13 protein-coding genes are annotated in these 17,092 nt (G+C 73.3%); 5 read left to right on the plus strand and 8 right to left on the minus strand.

The genetic code is table 11. The features are described from left to right. Positions 1–248 precede the first annotated feature (248 nt). Both IEY98_RS11955 and IEY98_RS11960 read left to right on the plus strand, forming a co-directional pair. The gene (locus IEY98_RS11955; protein ID WP_189210502.1) at positions 249–1,361 is read left to right on the plus strand and encodes a HesA/MoeB/ThiF family protein; all 1,113 of its coding nucleotides are present in this window, start codon (positions 249–251) and stop codon (positions 1,359–1,361) included. Positions 1,362–1,468: 107 nt separating this feature from the next. Continuing rightward, a complete protein-coding gene (locus IEY98_RS11960) occupies positions 1,469–1,984 on the plus strand; it encodes a hypothetical protein (RefSeq protein WP_189210503.1) in 516 nt (171 codons plus the stop codon). A 155-nt stretch (positions 1,985–2,139) separates the two neighbouring features. Here the strand turns inward: IEY98_RS11960 and IEY98_RS11965 are convergent, their stop codons facing one another. After that, a complete protein-coding gene (locus IEY98_RS11965) occupies positions 2,140–2,685 on the minus strand; it encodes a helix-turn-helix domain-containing protein (RefSeq protein ID WP_189210504.1) in 546 nt (181 codons plus the stop codon). A 106-nt stretch (positions 2,686–2,791) separates the two neighbouring features. On the opposite strand from IEY98_RS11965, the gene IEY98_RS11970 reads away from it, so the two are divergent. Next, complete coding sequence (locus tag IEY98_RS11970; RefSeq protein WP_229786839.1) at positions 2,792–3,649, plus strand: VCBS repeat-containing protein; 858 nt, start codon at positions 2,792–2,794, stop codon at positions 3,647–3,649. 156 nt (positions 3,650–3,805) lie between these two features. On the opposite strand, the gene IEY98_RS11975 is transcribed toward IEY98_RS11970, so the two are convergent. Next, positions 3,806–4,465: a thiaminase II/PqqC family protein gene (locus IEY98_RS11975; RefSeq protein ID WP_189210506.1), complete on the minus strand. Its 660-nt coding sequence runs from the start codon at positions 4,463–4,465 to the stop codon at positions 3,806–3,808. A 158-nt stretch (positions 4,466–4,623) separates the two neighbouring features. Between IEY98_RS11975 and IEY98_RS11980 the strand changes: the two genes are divergently transcribed. Continuing rightward, entirely contained in the window at positions 4,624–6,666 is a 2,043-nt protein-coding gene (locus tag IEY98_RS11980; RefSeq protein ID WP_229786840.1) for a diguanylate cyclase, read from the plus strand. On the opposite strand, the gene IEY98_RS11985 is transcribed toward IEY98_RS11980, so the two are convergent. From IEY98_RS11985 to eccCa, 6 genes are all read right to left on the minus strand, one after another. Continuing rightward, the gene (locus IEY98_RS11985; protein ID WP_189210508.1) at positions 6,623–7,207 is read right to left on the minus strand and encodes a sugar O-acetyltransferase; all 585 of its coding nucleotides are present in this window, start codon (positions 7,205–7,207) and stop codon (positions 6,623–6,625) included. The two genes, IEY98_RS11980 and IEY98_RS11985, sit on opposite strands and share 44 nt — an antisense overlap. Before the next feature lie 27 nt (positions 7,208–7,234). Beyond that, positions 7,235–8,062 carry a hypothetical protein gene (locus tag IEY98_RS11990; protein WP_189210509.1) on the minus strand — a complete coding sequence of 276 codons (828 nt, stop codon included), beginning with the start codon at positions 8,060–8,062 and terminating at the stop codon, positions 7,235–7,237. Between the two features lie 1,377 nt (positions 8,063–9,439). Further along, positions 9,440–10,837, minus strand: coding sequence for a type VII secretion protein EccB (eccB, locus tag IEY98_RS11995; protein WP_189210510.1), 1,398 nt, complete (start codon positions 10,835–10,837; stop codon positions 9,440–9,442). A gap of 27 nt (positions 10,838–10,864) precedes the next feature. After that, complete coding sequence (locus IEY98_RS12000) at positions 10,865–11,959, minus strand: WXG100 family type VII secretion target (protein WP_189210511.1); 1,095 nt, start codon at positions 11,957–11,959, stop codon at positions 10,865–10,867. A gap of 3 nt (positions 11,960–11,962) precedes the next feature. Then, a complete protein-coding gene (locus IEY98_RS12005) occupies positions 11,963–12,292 on the minus strand; it encodes a hypothetical protein (RefSeq protein WP_229786841.1) in 330 nt (109 codons plus the stop codon). Next, positions 12,289–16,248, minus strand: a complete 3,960-nt coding sequence (gene eccCa, locus IEY98_RS12010) for a type VII secretion protein EccCa (RefSeq protein WP_189210512.1) — start codon at positions 16,246–16,248, stop codon at positions 12,289–12,291. Before eccCa ends, IEY98_RS12005 begins: the two co-directional genes overlap by 4 nt. A 211-nt stretch (positions 16,249–16,459) precedes the next feature. Here eccCa and IEY98_RS12015 point away from each other — a divergent pair, with 211 nt between their 5' ends. Continuing rightward, positions 16,460–17,068 carry a WXG100 family type VII secretion target gene (locus IEY98_RS12015; RefSeq protein WP_189210513.1) on the plus strand — a complete coding sequence of 203 codons (609 nt, stop codon included), beginning with the start codon at positions 16,460–16,462 and terminating at the stop codon, positions 17,066–17,068. Positions 17,069–17,092 lie beyond the last annotated feature (24 nt).

Consider the following 17,092-nt stretch of genomic DNA (forward strand, 5'->3'; position numbering starts at 1 on the left):
CGACGAACCCGACGAGGAGGTGAACCGACATGACCGTCACGATGAAGATCCGCAAGACCAGCACCGCGTCCGGCGCTGCCGAGGGCTGATCGGCGCAGGAGCCCGCTGGTGGACCGCGTGACGGGCGGTCCACCAGCGGGCGAGCACACCCTAGTCCGGTGTCGGCGCGGCGCAAGCAGGCCGTCGCCGACGTGCGTCGTCACGAGGGAAGCCCGATGAGCCGACCGATCCTCCCCAAGCTTAAGCACATGACCCCCGCCTTCCCCGCCGACGGCGTGCTCTACATCGGCGGATACGGCCAGGTCGCCGAGATCCCCGACGAGAACGGCGCCATCCACCGGATGTGCCAGCTGCTCGACGGGACGCGCACCGCGGCGCAGGTGCACGGCGAGTTGGCCGAGGACTACCCCGAGATCACCGCGGCCGAGGTCGAGACCGCCATCGCGCAGTTCGACGAGGCAGGCTTCCTGATCAACGGCGCGGTCAGCGCCGACGGCCTGCTCGACGACTACGAGCAGGCGCGCTGGGCCCGCAACATCAACTTCTTCGGCTCGTACTGCTCGCTGGCCGACAACCAGTTCCAGCACCAGCGCAGGCTGCTCGACGCGCGGGTGACGCTGCTGGGGCTCGGCGGGCTCGGCTGCCACATCCTGCAGGACCTGGCCGCGATGGGCATCGGGCACCTGCGGGTGGTGGAGTTCGACCGCGTGGAGCTGTCCAACCTCAACCGCCAGGTGCTCTACCGCGACGAGGACATCGGCAAGGCCAAGATCGACCTCGCGGTGGACCGGGTGCGCCGGTTCAACCCGCGCATGGAGATCGAGAAGATCCCCCGCCGCATCGAGTCGACCGAGGACGTCCTCGCCGCGGCGGCCGACGCCGACGTGGTGATCTCCGTGGCCGACCGGCCGAAGATGGAGATCAACCACTGGGTGAACGAGGGCTGCGTGCGCGCGGGCGTCCCCCTCGTCACCGGCGGGCTGGACACCCAGCGCGCGGTGTACTTCACGATGGTGCCGGGCCAGACCGGCTGCATCGAGTGCTGGCGGCTCGGGGTGTTCCGCACCGACCAGGTCTCGGCGACGCTGCTCGCCGAGAAGCGCGAGCGCCGCATCGGCGGCGACAACGCAGCGTTCGTCCCCCTGGTGACCATGGTGACCGGCCTGCTCATCGGCGAGGTCGTGCGGCTGCTCACCGGCATCGCCCCGCCCGTCGCCGCGGGCAAACTGATCCAACTCCGCTTCGACGACTACGAGATGACCGAGTACGAGCGCTGGGACCGCCTGCCGGACTGCCCGGTGTGCGGCGCCACTCCCCCGGCCGACCACCCCGCCCCGGCCGTGGGAACGGCGCAGGGCTGACGCCGACAGCCGCGGCCGTGAGGTCCACCGCACGGCCGCGGCTGTCGAGTCGCCCTGCGGCATCCGGGGATGAACGCAGTCCGAAGGTCGTCAGCGGAGGGAGAGCCATGTCGCGCAGCGGAGCAGTCCTGTCCGTCGTCCTGGTCGCCAGCGGGGTCGTCGCCGGAGGTGCGCCCGCCCGTGCGGGCGGGCTGGTGCAGACCTGCGTGGGCACGGAGGTCACCAGCTTCGACCCGCCGCTGACGTTGGTCTCGCGGCCCACGGAGATCACGGTGTCCGGCCTCTTCCCCACGTGCACGCACGCGACGGCGCGGACGGCGTCGTACGCCGAGACGTTCACGATCAACGCCTCCTGCCTGGTCCTGGGCGACTCCGGGACCGCGACGCGGTCGTTCGTGTGGGGTGATCCGGCGGTCGCGCCCAGCACGTTCGTCTACAACGTGACGAGCAGCGCCGTCGGCGGTCAGATCGTCGTCACCAGTTCCGGTCTGATCACCGATGGCACGTTCGCCCCCGCGGGCGCCGTGCAGACGGTCACCCTCCTCACCCCGAACACCCTCCAATGCGCGACCACCGGTATCGCCAGCGTCACCGGGCCGACAACCGTGAATATCCATCAGTAATAACGATTGAATCGCCGCAGGCGCATTCACGCGCGGCGAATTGTCGGGCCGCGCCCGACGGGTAGCCGACGATAATGGCAGACCGGAAAGCTCTGATACGGCCATCCGAGCTAACTTGCCCGTCCGCGCATGACACTTTCGGCTGAAAAGATCGGCTACCGCAGCGCCGCGCTGACGGCTCTGGCGATCTCGCTCACGAAACCGGGCTGCGGATGGTCGCGGCTCACCGTGCCGACCATCCCCACATTCCGCCCGGTCGGGGCGAGGACCGGCGCCATCACCAGCTCGACGCCCTCGGGCACCGCGCACCCGGGTCTCAGCAGCAGCGCGTCCTCGACCCGGACCGGGCTGGCCGCCGCGATCATCACGCCGCCGTGGCTCCGCACGGTCAGCACCGCGCTGGCCTTCGTGGCCGCTGCCAGCACATCCAGCGGCCTGCGGGCCGCCGACAGCAGGCGCGGATAGGGCTCCCACGCCTGGCCGAGCCGGAACAGGTTCGAGCCCACCCGGTACAGCCCGTCGCAGCGCTGGACCGCGCCGAGCGCCTCCAGCTGCCGCAACAGCCGGTACGCGGTGGTTTTCGGCACCCCGCACGAATGGGCGATCCAGGAGAGGCCGACCCCGTCCGAATGGCTCACCAACGCATCCAACAGAGTGAACGCCCTCCCGAGAACGCCCCGGTCGCTCTCCGCATTGTTCATCTGCTTCTACCCCCTTCAGGTGGCCACGCGGCCAAATGTCTCTTCCCGGTCCGATGGGCGGAACAAGCCATTCTCGACAGTGCAGGACCACCCCCAGACTATGGCCATGAGTATTTGCAGAAAAAGTGTTGTCGCGGCAATCGCAACCGTAGCGGTCATCGGGCCCGTCGGTACAGCGGCCGCGCAACCGGACGAAATCGAGACCACGTCCGCGGCATCGGAGTCCTCGCCCCAGCGCGTCGCGGGCGACTTCAACGGCGACGGCGCCACCGAGATCGCGGTGTGGCGACCGAGCAACGGCACCTGGTACGTGCGTGGCCTGTTCACCGTCCAGTGGGGCGTGGCCGGGGACATCCCCGTCGCGGCGGACTACAACGGCGACTCGATCACCGACATCGCGGTCTGGCGCCCCAGCAACGGCACTTGGTACGTGCGCGGCCAGTTCACCGTCCAGTGGGGCACGGGCGGCGACGTGCCCGTGGTCGGCGACTACAACGGCGACAACCGGGCGGACGTCGCCGTGTGGCGGCCGAGCAACGGCACCTGGTACGTGCGCGGCCTCGCGACGGTCCAGTGGGGCACCGGCGGGGACATCCCTGTCGTCGGGGACTACAACGGGGACAACCGCACGGACTACACGGTCTGGCGGCCCAGCAACGGCACCTGGTACGCGCGGGGCATCGCCACCGTCCAGTGGGGCACCGGCGGGGACATCCCGGTGACGGGTGACTTCAACGGCGACAACCGCAGCGACCTCACCGTGTGGCGGCCGAGCAACGGCACCTGGTACGTCCGCGGCATCGCCACGGTCCAGTGGGGCGTCGGCGCGGACATCCCGGTCTCCGGCGACTTCAACGGCGACAACCGCACCGAGTACACCGTCTGGCGGCCCAGCAACGGCAACTGGTACGTCCGAGGCATCACGACCGTCCAGTGGGGCACCGGAGGGGACATCCCGGTCTAGCCCCGACCCGTGGGGACCGGCACGCCGAGGCGTGCCGGTCCCTCTCGGCGTCCTACCCCCGGCACCCGGCGCTGGGGTGTGAACGGCCACTGTCCACACTGGTCACGCTGGGGCTCGGGTTCTTCCAGAGAGCAGGCGCCCGCGCGCTGCGCGGGTTCAGCCGGCCAGGTCGGCGAGGGTGTCCCAGAACATCGACTCGTAGCCCTGGAGCAGCCGGGCGAGGCCCATAGCGCCGTCGGGGTCCCAGCCGTCGTCGAGCGCTTCCTGCACGCCGCGCAGGGCGAGCGCGTCGAGGTCGGGGGCGGGGGTGGCGAACAGGTCGAAGAAGGCGGTGCCGGTCTCGTCGAAGCCGTAGCGCTCGCGCAGCCCGCGGCTGATCGCCGCGCAGTAGCCGCCCCACTCGGCGAAGTTCGCCACGATGGCCAGGAGCGCGTCGCGCGGGCTCCCGTTCATCACCAGCCAGGCGATATACGACGGATACGCCTGACAACCCGGCTGGGGCGTGTGCTCGCGCAGGTCCTTCGGCGTGAGACCGCACGCCGCGGCGAAGTCGACGAGTCGCGCCGCCGCGACCGCCTCGCCCTGGCCCAGCATCGTGAAGAACTCGCGGGCCGACTGATCCCCTGCCTGCGCGGCCAACATGAGGAATGCTCGCCAGTCGCTGGCGATGATCCGATGCTGCTCCGCGGCGAGCGCGCCGAGCGCCGAGAGCGGGGCCGAGCCCGCCTCGACCAGCGCGACCATGCGGTTCTCCCGCGCGCTCTCCGCCAATTCGCGCCGGACAGCCGCAAGGACCTCATCGGCTCGTCGCCCCACTGGTGAACTCCTCTCGGCTTACCGTGTTGATCACGATACCAACCGTGTCGGCCGCTTCTGATAACGTTCCCACTTCCTCTTGACCACCGCACGTGCGCAATGCGCACTGCACAGGGGTGACGAAAGGATCGCGAGCATTGGCCTCTGGTCGCCCACCGTTGCGGTCCCTCTGGGTCGGCTACCTCGTCGTCGGCGGCCTGCTGATCTGCGCCTACTACGCCGCGCCGGACGGGCCCGCCCAGGTCCCGGTCAGGCTGGTCACCTACTGCGCGGTGAGCGCGTCGGCCGCGCTCGCGGTGGCCTGGGGGCTGGCGCGCCACCGGCCCCGGCCCGCGCTGCCGTGGATCCTGCTGGGGCTGAGCCAGGCGGTCTACGCGCTCGCGGACGTGATCTTCTACGTCGCGCACTACGTCCTCGACGACACCAGCTATCCGTCCCTCGCGGATGCCGCCTACGTGGGCCACTACCCGCTGGCCGTCGCGGGCATCGTGCTGCTGGCCCGGCGGCGGCGCAGCGGGCCCGAGCTGGCAGGCCTCATCGACGCCCTGTCGCTCACCGCGGTCGCGGGCCTGCTGTCCTGGGTGATGATCATCGGACCGCAGTCGCGGGCCGACACGCCCGCGCTGGTGAAGGCCGCGTCCCTGACGTACCCGCTCATGGACCTGGCGCTGCTGCTGGTCGCGCTGCGGCTCGTGTTCGCGGGCGGGCGGCGGAGCGGGGCGTTCGTGCTGCTCGTCGGCTGGCTGGCCGCCATCCTCGCCGCGGACACGCTGTATGTGCTGCAGCGGCTCTCGGGCGACTACGCGGCGGGCAACTTCCTGGACGCCATCTGGCTCGCGGGCAACCTGGCCCTGGGCGCGAGCGCGCTGCACCCGTCGATGCGGCGGCTCGGCGTCCGCTCGACCGCGCCGCCCGCCAGCCTGAGCTGGCTGCGCCTGGCGGTCCTCTGCGCGGGCGCGCTCGTCGCACCCGCGCTGCTGCTGCTCCAGCACGCGCGCGGCGAGCTGCGCGACGTGCCCGCGTACGCCATCGCCTGCGCCATCCTGTTCGGGCTGACGGTGGCCAGGCTGGCCGTGATCGCCATCGACCAGCGCAGGCTCGCCAACACCGACGGGCTCACCCAGCTCTACACCCGCCGCTACTTCGAGTCCAGACTGGACAGCGAGGTCGAGCGCGCCGGGCGCGAGGGTCCCGCGTTCGCGGTGCTGATCGTGGACGTCGACCACTTCAAGGCCATCAACGACACCTACGGCCACCCGGCGGGCGACCGGGTCCTCGCCGAGATCGCGCACCGCCTGCGCGGGGCCGTGCGCTCCGGTGAGGTGCTCGCCCGCTACGGCGGCGAGGAGTTCGCCCTGCTCGCCCAGGACGTCGCGGCGGCGGACCTGCCGAGCCTGGCCGACCGCCTCCGGCGCACGGTCGCCGAGGCCGAGATCGCGCTCGGGCCGGGCGAATCGGTGAAGGTCACGGTGTCCGTGGGCGCGGTGATGTCGACCGGGCAGGACAGCGGGGCCGCATTGGTCGCCGCGGCCGACCGGGCGCTGTACCGGGCGAAGGCCGCCGGGCGCGACCGGGCGGCGGTCGGCTCCTGCGACGACGTGCCCGCCCGCCGGAGCACCGACGTCGGCTCCGACTTCCTCTACCGGATCGCGGACCTGGTCGAGCAGCGGATGGGGCGGGTGGGCCACGGCGCGGCGGTCGCGGACTGGGCGCAGGTGCTCGCCACCGCGCTCGGGCTCGACCAGGCGACCGTGGCCCGCGCCCGGCGCGCGGCCCGGCTGGCGCACATCGGCGCGATCATGGTCCCGAACGACGTCCTGCTCGACCCGCTGACCCCCGACGACCACGGGCTGGCGCGCATGCACCCGGTGGCGGGGTCGCGGCTGGCGCTCGTCGTACCCGACCACGCGGAGGTCGCCCAGGTCATCCGGCAGCTCCATGAGCGGTGGGACGGGACCGGGTGGCCGGACGGCCTCGCGGGCGCGGACATCCGCGTGGAGGCGCGCATCGTGGCGCTGTGCGAGGGCTGGGCGTCCGTCGCCGCCGGGTGTCCGGACGCTGCGCGCGAGCACCTGCTGTCCGGGCGCGGCACGCGGTTCGACCCGGAGCTGGTCGACGCCTTCCTGGCGTTGGACGAGGACGAGCGGCTGCTCGGCGTCAGATCCCGCGGAGGACCCGGGCGGGGTTACCCACCGCGATGACGTTGGCCGGGATGTCGCCGGTGACCACGGCGCCCGCGCCGACGACGCTGTTGTCCCCGATCGTCACGCCGGGGCAGACCACGACCGCGCCGCCGAGCCAGACGTTGTCGCCGATGGTGATCGGCTTGGCCGCCTCCAGCTTGTCGCGGCGCGGGATCGGGTCGACGGGGTGGGTGGGGGTGAGCAGCTGGACGCCCGGCCCGAGCTGGCAGTCCTCGCCGATCGTGATCGGGGCGACGTCCAGGGCGGTGAGGTTGTGGTTGACGAACGTGCGGGCTCCGATGTGGAGGTTCTCGCCGTAGTCGACGAACAGCGGCGGCTTCACGAACGCGCCGTCGCCGAGGCTGCCGAGCACGGACGCCAGGGTCCGCCGCGCCGCCTCCACGCGCCCGGCGATCATGTCGACGCGGTAGGACTCCAGCAGCGCGACGGCCCGCTGCGCGATCCGGGCGCTCTCCGGGTCGTCGGCGATGTAGAGGTCGCCTGCGAGCATGCGCTCGCGGTTGGTGCGCGGGTCCCCGGCGAAGTAGTCCGTCGGCATGCGTGTGAACGTACCCCGGTCGCGGGGTCACGGCCCGCGGAGCGGGAACGCGCCGATGGGGAGGGTGGCGGCCACGCCGGACCGGTGCTCCCCGTCGAGCCGCACGAGATCGGCGACCCGGCCCAGGACGCGCGCGGCGTCGTCGACCGCGCCGCCACTGCCCGCGGCGATCCGCACCACGACGTCCTGGCGGTCGGCCGCACTCCACCCGACGGTGACGGCGACCCCGGGGGCGCTGGTGAGCAGGGCGGTGATGAGGGCGGGGTGGGGTGCGGTGGTGACCCGGAAGCAGGCCTGCGAGATGGGGCCGGTCCGCCAGAAGTCCCAGTCCTCCCGGATCTCGGTGCTGCCGTTCAGGTGGGCGAGGGCGGTGAGGCCGGTGGCGCCGGAGCGGGCGGTCATCCCCTTGTGCTTCAGCGCTTTGCGGATGCGCCGGAGACCGTTGCTGAGGTTCACGCGGAGTTGGTCGTCGGTGAGCTGGTCGACGGTCCTGGGCGCGTGGACGCCCAGCCACACCTGCGTCGGCCGTCCGGGCTGAGCGTGCCAGATGGCCTGAACCGCGAGGGAGGGGGTGTCGGGTAAGAGGTCCGTGGGGGTGGAGACCGGGCCGGAGGGGTAGAGCACGGCCGTCATGCCGGACTCGTGGGTGATGACCAGGTCGGTGTCGATGGTCTGGCAGGTGGCGCCCGGCCGGAGGAGGGCGATGAGGCCGATACCCGCGCTGTCCCAGGCGAGATCCTGCCGTCGTCTCCGCGAGAGGAAGCCAGCGGCGAGGGGGACGAGTTCGTACAGCCACCGTCCCTTGACGCGAACGACGGTGGCGGCGAGCAACACCAGTCCCACGGCCGCCGTCACGAGGGCTCCGGGAAACTCCTGCCGCACGGCCACGACGGCGAGCACTATGGCGAGTTGGAGGCAGACCAACTGCCCTGGACGAAGCCACTTACGCCGCCGCTTAGCCCGCATGCTGGGGTGGGGTGCAGGGGCAGTCGGCCTGGCTCCGGGCCGAGGCTGCCAAGGGGACGGTGCAGCCTGCCCAGGAGTCCGAAGCCGCGCAGGCGGCCGAACCCGACTCCCGGGAGGGCGGGCGACCACCCCCGGGAAGGCCGCCGTAGCACCGGAAACGGGCTGAGTCACCGCCGCGTCCGCCTGCGCCAACGCCTGCCGCGCAACCGCCCGCCCCAGAATGACCGTCGGTGCCGGGTCCGGAACGAGCGGGATCGCCGAGGCCGCCCAGGGCGAGGGACCGGCACCAGGGCGGGCAGCCAACCGATTCCCCGAAGCCGCACCGGAATCCGCCACCCCACCCACCGAACCCGATCGGCCATGGTGAGCGGCGATCGGGACGGCCGAGGCCGCCCAGGGCGAGGGACCGGCACCAGGGCGGGCGGCCACCAACCGATTCCCCGAAGCCGCACCGGACTCCGCCACCCCACCCATGGAACCCGATCGGCCACGAGGCACGGCGTTCGGAACGGCCAAGGCCGCTGCGGAAGACGCCGCCCCCGCAACCTTCCGGGTCCCGCCCGCCGCCCCCTGGCCGTGCGGCATCGCCGGAGCCGGGTGGGTGGGGCTCGCGGCCCCTGAGGGTGAAATGGCGCCTTGGCCGTTCGGCGTCACTGCGGCTCGGTGCGTGGCATTCGCGGCAACCGGGGGGCCGTCCGGCACCGAGAAAGCTGCGCGCCCGGCACTCGCGGCACCGGGCCGTGGCACGGAACCCTGGCCGTCCGACACCGCCGAAGTTGGGAGCGTGGCACTCGCGGCACTTGGCGGTGGAGTGGCGCCTTGGCCGTCCGGTGCCGCCAGAGCTGCGTGCCTGGGATTCGCGGCACCTGGCGGTGGCACGGCACCCGGGCCGTCCGGCATCGACGGAGCTGGCTGCCTGGGGTTCGTGACACCTGGAGGGTCGTCCGGCATCGGCGAAGCCGCGTGCCCGGGATTCGCGGCACCTGGGGGGCCGTTCGGCACTGAGAAGGCTGGGCGCGCGGCGTTCGCGGCGCCGAGCGGTGGCACGGTGCCATGGCCGTCCGGCATCGCCGGAGTTGGGGGTGTGGGGTTTGTGGCGTCTGGGGTTGGGATGGGGCCGTGGTCGTCCGCGCCTTTGCTCATCGGGTGTGCGGCTGTGGCCTCCGGGTCGGTGGTGGGCTCGGCGCTGGTTGGTGGGTGGGGGGTGGTGATTGCGGCTGCGGGGATTCGGTGGGTTGGGTCTGCGGGGTGCGCGTTCTGCATTGGTCACCTGCCCATCGCGGCGGGGTGGCTTAGGGCGGGGCCTTGGGGGACTCGGGCTACCAAAGGGGTGGGGAGGCGGATGGGGGGTGTGGCCGCGTAGCCCAGGATCTCCAGCACCGCTCGGTCCGCCAACGGGTAGGCCATGCCCAGGTCGGTGACCACGGTCAGGGTTCCGGCGGGGGCGGTCGGGCTGGGCATGGCCTCGACAACCGCGATCGAGCCCGGGGGCACCACCAGCCGGTCCGCCAGGGGGAGGCCTGCGACGGTGCGGCCGGGGGTGATGGTCATCGGGTCTGCCGGAGGCAGGGGTGGGTCCAGGGTCACCTGGGGCATCGCGGCCGACGGGGTGAACGTCAGGCAGGTCGCGGGGGTCGGGCGGGGTGGGGCGGCCAGGGTGGGGCGGGTGGCGGGTGGGTCGGCGTCGGCGGCGGGGGGCTCGGCGGCCACCTCCGCGTCGGCGAGGGCGATCAGCTCGAGCGGGATGGCTACCGGCTGCTCGCCGTCGTAGGCCGCCGCGGTGGGCTGGTAGGCGCGTTGGATGTCGTACTGGAGCGCGCTGATCGGGCGCAATCTCGTCGCCTCCACCAGGTAGTGGCGGTCGCCGCCGACCACGAGTTGGCCGATCTTCAGCGCATGCCCCGGCACCGCCGTCGACGCCGTGCCCGCCTTCGGGACGGGGATCGGGGCGATGGGCTCGCCCGCGGGCAGGACGTCCACCACCGCCGGGGCGACCCGGACGACCGTCGCCGCCCCCAACGCCAGGCCCACGGTCGCCGGGTCCGCGATCCGGTGGCGGTAGCCCTCGTGCACCAGGTGCCGCTCCCCCGACCCCTGCACCTCCACGACGAGCGCGTCCCTGCCGAGCGGGGCGCCGCCCGCGGCCTCCTGGCCCACCAGCAGCGCGGTGCGCTGGACGGTGTCCCCGGTCGGCGTCGCGGTGGGCTCGGAGCACAGCGTCCACCCGCCGCCCAGGACCATGTCGGGGCCGGGCAGGGCATCGGGCGCGCCGGGGATGCCGATGCGGGGCCCGCGCGGGACCCCGGCGAGGGAGTCCCGCGACACCGTCTGGGTCTCCGCGTGCCGGTTGAGGGCGAGCAGCGCGGAGCTGTAGTTGGCGACCGGGTGCAGCCTGCCGTCGAGGTACACGTACCGCGTCCCCGTCTCCTTCTCGATGATCACCCGCTCGCCCCCGGCCCACGCCCGGTTGCCGCCCGGCGAGAGCAGGCCCCACACGCCGAAGCCGACCAGGACGACGGCGGCCAGGGCGACCCCGCCGAACGCGGCGCCGAGCGGCCTGCGGAACGGCGGCTGCTCGGGGTCGGTCTCCCTGGTCACCAGCGCGGACACCGCGCGCTGGGCGAGGAACTGGTGGGCGTGCAACTGGTCGCGCTTGGTCGCCATGTCAGCCCCCGGCCGCGCCGCTGGTCGTCATGCCGTCCTCCCGTCGTGCCGGGTGCGGCGGCGGGCCCCGCCGGGCGCGGGCCGCTCCGGCCGCAGCGGCGAGGCCGCCCCCGGCTCCCGCACCTGCCACACCTCGTGGTCGAGGACCTCGCCGTCCGGCGGCTCCTCGGTCCGCCGGGTGGGCGGCCGGACGCGGTCGCCCGCCCGGCCGCTGAGCCGCGCGGGCACGCCCGGCACCGGCTGCACGCCCCGCGCGGGCCGCTGCTCGCCGCCGACCGTCCTGGAGCTGCGGGACGCGCGGTTCGCGGTCCCGGCGAGCATCGGCGGCATCATCATCGGCGGGAAGAACCGACCACCCGTAAACGCGCCTGTCTGCGAAGTGACGGCAGTCTGCTGCGGCAGGCGCGGGGCCTCCTGCGCGGGCGGCGGGACCTCGGCCACCACGGGCCGCGCGGCCTGGTCGATCGACGGAGGACCCGACCGCGCCTTCCCCGGAGCCACACCGCGCAGCCCGCTCGGCGGGATCGCGACGAGGCCGGGGACGGACACGCCCCCGGACGGCGGCGCGCCGCCGACACCCGTGGGCGCGGCGAGCACCGGCGGCCCGCCCGAGGTGAGACCGGCCAGACCCGGTCCCGAGCAGCAGGACGCCTCGTCGTCCGCCATCATCGTGACCTCCGGCAGGCGGTCCTCCACCCCCGAGCACTCGAACACCGCCCGCGCCGCCGCCTCGAAGTAGCGGTCCAGTTCGTCGAGATCGACCGCGACGTCCTCGGGCACGAACACCGGGTCGCACCCGGTCAGCCGCGCATGGGTGAGCATCAGCTGCCGCGCGAGGTCGTCGAGAGCACGCCACGGCTGCCGCTCCTCGATACGCGCCACCATGTCGTCGATGACGGCCTTGCGTCGTTCCACCTCCGCGACGAAGCCCGCCCCCGTGGAGTCGGCCCAGTCCGGCGCCAGGGCGGCCAGTTCCCGCCGCAGGGAGTCCGCCAGGTCCCGCAGCCGCTCGGCGACGGCCAGCCACATCCGGCCCGCGTCCTGGATCCTCGGCAGGTGGTGGTGGGCCTCGACGCCGACGAGCGCGTGCCGCGCGGCGGCGGACAGCGAGTCGTAATGCACCGCTCACGCCTCCGGGCGGGTCGCGCCGAGCAGGTCGAGCGCCCCCGCGAGGTCCGACGCCAGGTAGTCCTGCGCGGCCAGGAACGACGCCGCGCGCAGCGCCGCCACCGCGTGCTCGGTCTCCGCCACGAATTCGGCCAGCGCCGCGGTGGACAGCATGTCCGCCGCGGCGAAGACCGCGCACCCGCGCATCCCGCCGGGACACGGGGGAATCACGGGATCGACGTCGACCGGCGCGCTGCCCTGCCCGACCCGCGCGGCGAAGCGCAGCATCGCCTCCGGGTCGCCGTCCAGCTCACGGCGCTGTCCGCACATGTGGTCCTCCCCGTTCATCGAGCGTCCTTGGGCAGCCAGGCGAGCTGGACGAGCCGGGCCGGGAACCGGCGGTTCACCAGCCACGCCCGGCCCCTCGGCAGCGGCTCCGGCTTGAGCCCGCCGAGCAGCGGGCCCTCGTCCTTGTCGCCGGACATCAGCAGTCCCGGCGAGCCCACGTCGCGCAGCCGCGACAGGAACGGCTCGAACAGCGCCCGCCCCGCCCCGCCGGTCCGGCGCGTCACCACCACGTGCATGCCGATGTCGCCGCCCTGGGCGAGCAGGTCCACCAAGGGCAGGAACGGGTTGTCGAGCTGCCCGGCCACCAGGTCGTAGTCGTCGATCAGGACGAACAGCTCGGGTCCGCGCCACCAGCTGCGGTCGCGCAGCTGCTCCGGGGTCAGGTCCTGGCCGGGCAGCCGCACCGCCATCTCCTCGGCCACCTGCCGCATGAGCCGCGCCGTGGTGTCCCGGTCGGTGCCGTAGCCGAGCAGGTGCTCGGTGGTGACGTCGCCGAGCAGGCCGCGCCGGTGGTCGACGATGACCATCCGCGCCTGCCTCGGCTCGTAGGTGTCGACGATCGCGCGCGCCAGCACGCGCAGGAACGTCGTCTTGCCCGCCTCGGTGTCGCCGAGCAGCAGGAGGTGCGGGTCCGCGCCGAAGTCCACGTGCACCGGCCCGAAGTCGTCCTCGGCGATGCCGACGGCGAGCTTGTGCGCGCCCGCGTCGTGGGCGCTCGCGAGCTGGTCGTAGGGCAGTTGCGCGGGCAGGATCCGCACCGCGGGCGCGGGTGCTCCCTGCCATGCCGACGCCACCGCCGCCACCAGGCCGCGCACGCCGTCGGCGAGGCTGCCCGGGTCGCTGTCACCGTCGACGCGCGGCAGGGCGGTCAGCAGCTGGTGGCGGGTGAGCGTGACACCGCGGCCCGGGGCGCCCTCGGGCACCTTCATCGCCGACGCCCGGTCCACCATGCTGTCGACCGGGTCGCCGATCCGCAGCTCGATGCGGGTCCCGAACAGGTCCCGGATGTTCATCCGCAGGTCGAACATCCGCGCGCAGGACACCACGACGTGCACGCCGTAGGACAGGCCGCGCGCGGCGATGTCGGCCACGACGGCCTCCAGGTCGTCGAACTCGGTGCGCAGCGTGGACCAGCCGTCGATCACCAGGAAGACGTCGCCGAACGGGTCGTCGGCCGAGGGCCGCCGACGCCGGTAGTCGCGCATCCCCTCGACCTCGTGCTCGGCGAAGGCGCGCTCGCGGTGCGCGATCAGGGTGCGGACCTCGGCGACGGTGCGGCGCACCGCCCCGACGTTCTGCCGCCCCGCGACGCCGCCGACGTGCGGCAGCCCGCGCAGCGCGCCCAGGGCGCCACCGCCGAAGTCGAGGCAGTAGAACTGGACCTCGCGCGGGGTGTGGGTCAGGGCCAGGCTGGCGATGACCGACCGCAGCGCCGTGCTCTTGCCCGACTGGGGAGCGCCGATCACCAGCACGTGCCCCGCCGCGCCGGAGAGGTCCAGCACCAGCGGGTCGCGCCGTTGCTCCAGCGGGCGGTCCACGACGCCCACGACCGCGCGGAGCGCCCCGGCGAGCCGGTCGTCCGCCGTGCCGAACCCGCGGTCGTCGTGGGCGCGCAGGTCCGGGAGCAGCTGGTCGAGGGTGGGCGAGTCGCCGAGCGGCGGCAGCCACACCTGGTGCGCGGGGGTTCCCCGGCCGCGCATCCGCTCGACGAGCACGTCCAGCAGGCTCTCGCCCACCTCGTCGCCGTCCGGCTCGGGAACCTCGGGGCTGGCGGGCAGGGCGGGTGCGAGGTAGTCGGTCGTGTATTCCAGCAGCGACAGGGCCTTCTGGTGGTGCTGCCCGGTCGTGTCCGCTGTGCGCGTGCGGTGGATGCCGGAGACGTAGGCCGCGCGGAACCGCACCAGCGGCTCGGTGCCCTGCCGCAGGAAGCCGTGGCCCGGCGCGCGCGGGAGCCTGGCCGCGTCGCCCACGCCGAGCACCGCGCGGCTCTCCAGGTCGGAGAACGTGCGCAGGCCGATCCGGTACGACAGGTGCGTCTCCAGGCCGCGCAGCCTGCCCTCCTCCAGCCGCTGGCTCGCCAGCAGCAGGTGCACGCCCAGCGACCGGCCCACCCGGCCGATCTGCACGAACATGTCGATGAAGTCGGGCTTGGCCGACAGCAGCTCGCTGAACTCGTCGCAGATCACCAGCAGCGTGGGGACCTCGGGCAGCGGCGCGCCGGTCGCGCGGGCCTTGTCGTACTCGCGCAGGGAGGCGAAGTTGCCCGCCGCCCGCAGGAGTTCCTGCCTGCGCAGCAGTTCGCCGTTGATCGCGTCGGTCATGCGGTCCACGAGGTGCAGCTCGTCGGCGAGGTTGGTGATGACGGCGCTGGTGTGCGGCAGCTTGTCGAGCGTGGCGAAGGTCGCGCCGCCCTTGAAGTCGACCAGCGCGAAGTTCAGCGAGTTCGGCGGGTGGGTGATGGCCAGCCCCAGCACGATGGTGCGCAGCAGTTCGCTCTTGCCGGACCCGGTGGCGCCGATCAGCAGGCCGTGCGGCCCCATCCCGTCCTGCGCTGACTCCTTGAGGTCGAGCTCGACCGGCGTGCCGTCGGCGCGGATGCCGAAGCGGACCCGCAGCCGGTCGCGGTTGGGCCGCCGGACCCAGGTGTCGGCCGGGTCGAACGCGGCGGGGTCGCCGACCTCCAGCAGCTCGGCGAGGTCGAGGTCCGTGCTCATCGGCTGCTCGCCCCGGCCGCTCGCGGAGGCCCGCAGGGGCGCGAGGACCCGGGCGACGCCGAGCGCGGTGGGCAGGTCCATGGCGTCGGCGGCGCCGAGGTCCACCACGCCGTCCATCGTCTCGCTGGACAGCGCGCCGTCAGCGTCGACCGTCAACACGATGACGGACGGGTCCAGGGCGCGCGGCGGCTCGGTCCGCGTGTCGATGACGGTGACGCCCTCCAGCCCGCCGTCGGCCATCACGTGGTCGGAGCCCGCCGTCGCGCCGCCGTCGATGACGACGACGATGTGCGGCAGGGCGTCGCGGCGGTCCACCGCGGGGTCGAACCGGGGGCGCTTGCCGATCAGGTCGTCCACCATGGCCTCGATCGCCACGATGGACGGCGCTACCAGCCGCAGCGGGCCCGCCGCGTCGGTCCGGTCGGGGTGCAGCGCGTGCGGCAGCCACTTGAGCCAGTCCCACTCCGACCGCGCGTCCGGGGCCGGGCACGCGGCCACGCGCAGGTCGTCCGGCGAGTGGAAGGTGGCGAGCTGGACCAGCAGCGCGCGGACCAGCGCGAGCACCCGGGCGCGGTCGCCGCGGAGGTAGACGCGGCTGAAGCCGTTGACCGCCATCGCGAGCGGCAGGTCGGGCACGGCGGCGTAGGTGGTGATGAAGCGGCGCAGCGCGAGCGCGGACAGCGGTTCCAGCTGGTCGAGCGGCTTGGCTTCCGGGGGTACCAGGGTCAGCGCGGGCCGCTGGGCTCCGGTGCCGATGCGGGCCACGCCGAAGTCGCCGTCGACCGGGCGGCGCTCCCAGAGCCGGTGGCCGACGGCCAGGGTCAGCAGCGCGGCGGGCTCGGGATGCAGGTACAGCATGGATTCCCGCTGTGCGCGCACGGCGCGGGCCATCCGCATCCGGTGCTGGGCCAGGTGACGCAGGTAGCCGCGGCGCTCGTACCCCATCTCGCGCTTGTTGGGGCCGGACGAGTTGAGCAGCGCGATGCCGAGCATCCCCAGCATGCCGACGCCGAACAGGCCGAAGACCACCAACCGCGTCGATCCGGAGCCCTGGGTGAAGCCACCGGAGAACATCAGCATCATCGCGGCCATCATGGCGATCATCGGGACGACCATGAGCAGCTGCGTCCACTGCCTGCCCCCGGGCTTCGGGATCTCCGGGGGCGGGTCGATGACCAGCTCGCCCGACGGCGGCTCGGGCGCCGGGCGGCGCACCGGCCTGCGCACCACGACCGTTGCCACGGAGAACACCTCCCCCCCTCGTCGTCCAGCGTGGACCGATTCTCGGGCCGCGATCGGGCGCGGCGGCGGCCGTGGCAGGAACGTGCCGCGAACACCTTCCGACGGGGTCGGGGGAACTAGCTTCGGGCCGTGTCCCTCGTGGCGCACGACCGATCCCGCTTCCGCTGCGCGCGGGGAACAGACCAACCCGTCCGATCGGAAGGAGAGTCCTATGGCCGGAAACGGTCTCATGGACGCCAACACAGACACCCTCGCCCGCGCGGCGCAGCTGGCGATGATGGTCGTCCAGGAGCTGGAGGAGCATCGGAAGAACCTGGACGGCCAGGTGAACTCGGTGATCCCCGCGCAGTGGAACATGGACCAGTCGGTCGCGCTGCAGCAGGCGTTCCGCAAGTGGGACATGGCCATCCGCAACCTGTGCGCCAAGCTCGAGAAGCTGGGCAACGACACCCGGTTCGCGATGAACGACTACCTGGAGGCCGACCGCCAGGGAACCATGTGCCTCAGCGGCGCCGAGGGCGGCGGAGGCGGGTTCGGCGGCGGCTTCGGGGGTGGATTCGGCGGGGGCTTCGGCTTCGGCGGCGGGTTCGGGGGCGGCTTCGGCGGTGAGCTGAGCGGCGACTTCGGTGGGGGCGACTTCGGCGGCGGCGATTCCGGTGGCGGTGACTCCGATGGCGGGGACTCCGGCGGCGGCGACTCCGACGGCGGGGACGGCGGTGGCGACTCCGACGGCGACTCGGGCGGCGGTGGCGCCCAGTCGGCCGCGCTGGCGGGCGGGTCGTCGGCGGCGTTCGCCTTCGCCGGTGTCCTGCGCGGCTGACCACTGACAGACAACCGGAAGGAG

Source organism: Actinokineospora fastidiosa, from assembly GCF_014648415.1.
Classification (GTDB): domain Bacteria; phylum Actinomycetota; class Actinomycetes; order Mycobacteriales; family Pseudonocardiaceae; genus Actinokineospora; species Actinokineospora fastidiosa.

Excerpts from the sequence above, each read along its gene's own strand:
- IEY98_RS11960 (WP_189210503.1), top strand. The coding sequence starts at position 1,469 with ATGTCGCGCAGCGGAGCAGTCCTGTCCGTCGTCCTGGTCGCCAGCGGG.
- IEY98_RS12015 (WP_189210513.1), top strand. The coding sequence starts at position 16,460 with ATGGCCGGAAACGGTCTCATGGACGCCAACACAGACACCCTCGCCCGC.
- IEY98_RS11955 (WP_189210502.1), top strand. The coding sequence starts at position 249 with ATGACCCCCGCCTTCCCCGCCGACGGCGTGCTCTACATCGGCGGATAC.
- IEY98_RS11970 (WP_229786839.1), top strand. The coding sequence starts at position 2,792 with ATGAGTATTTGCAGAAAAAGTGTTGTCGCGGCAATCGCAACCGTAGCG.
- IEY98_RS11965 (WP_189210504.1), bottom strand. The coding sequence starts at position 2,685 with ATGAACAATGCGGAGAGCGACCGGGGCGTTCTCGGGAGGGCGTTCACT.
- IEY98_RS12005 (WP_229786841.1), bottom strand. The coding sequence starts at position 12,292 with ATGAACGGGGAGGACCACATGTGCGGACAGCGCCGTGAGCTGGACGGC.
- IEY98_RS11985 (WP_189210508.1), bottom strand. The coding sequence starts at position 7,207 with ATGCCGACGGACTACTTCGCCGGGGACCCGCGCACCAACCGCGAGCGC.
- eccB (WP_189210510.1), bottom strand. The coding sequence starts at position 10,837 with ATGGCGACCAAGCGCGACCAGTTGCACGCCCACCAGTTCCTCGCCCAG.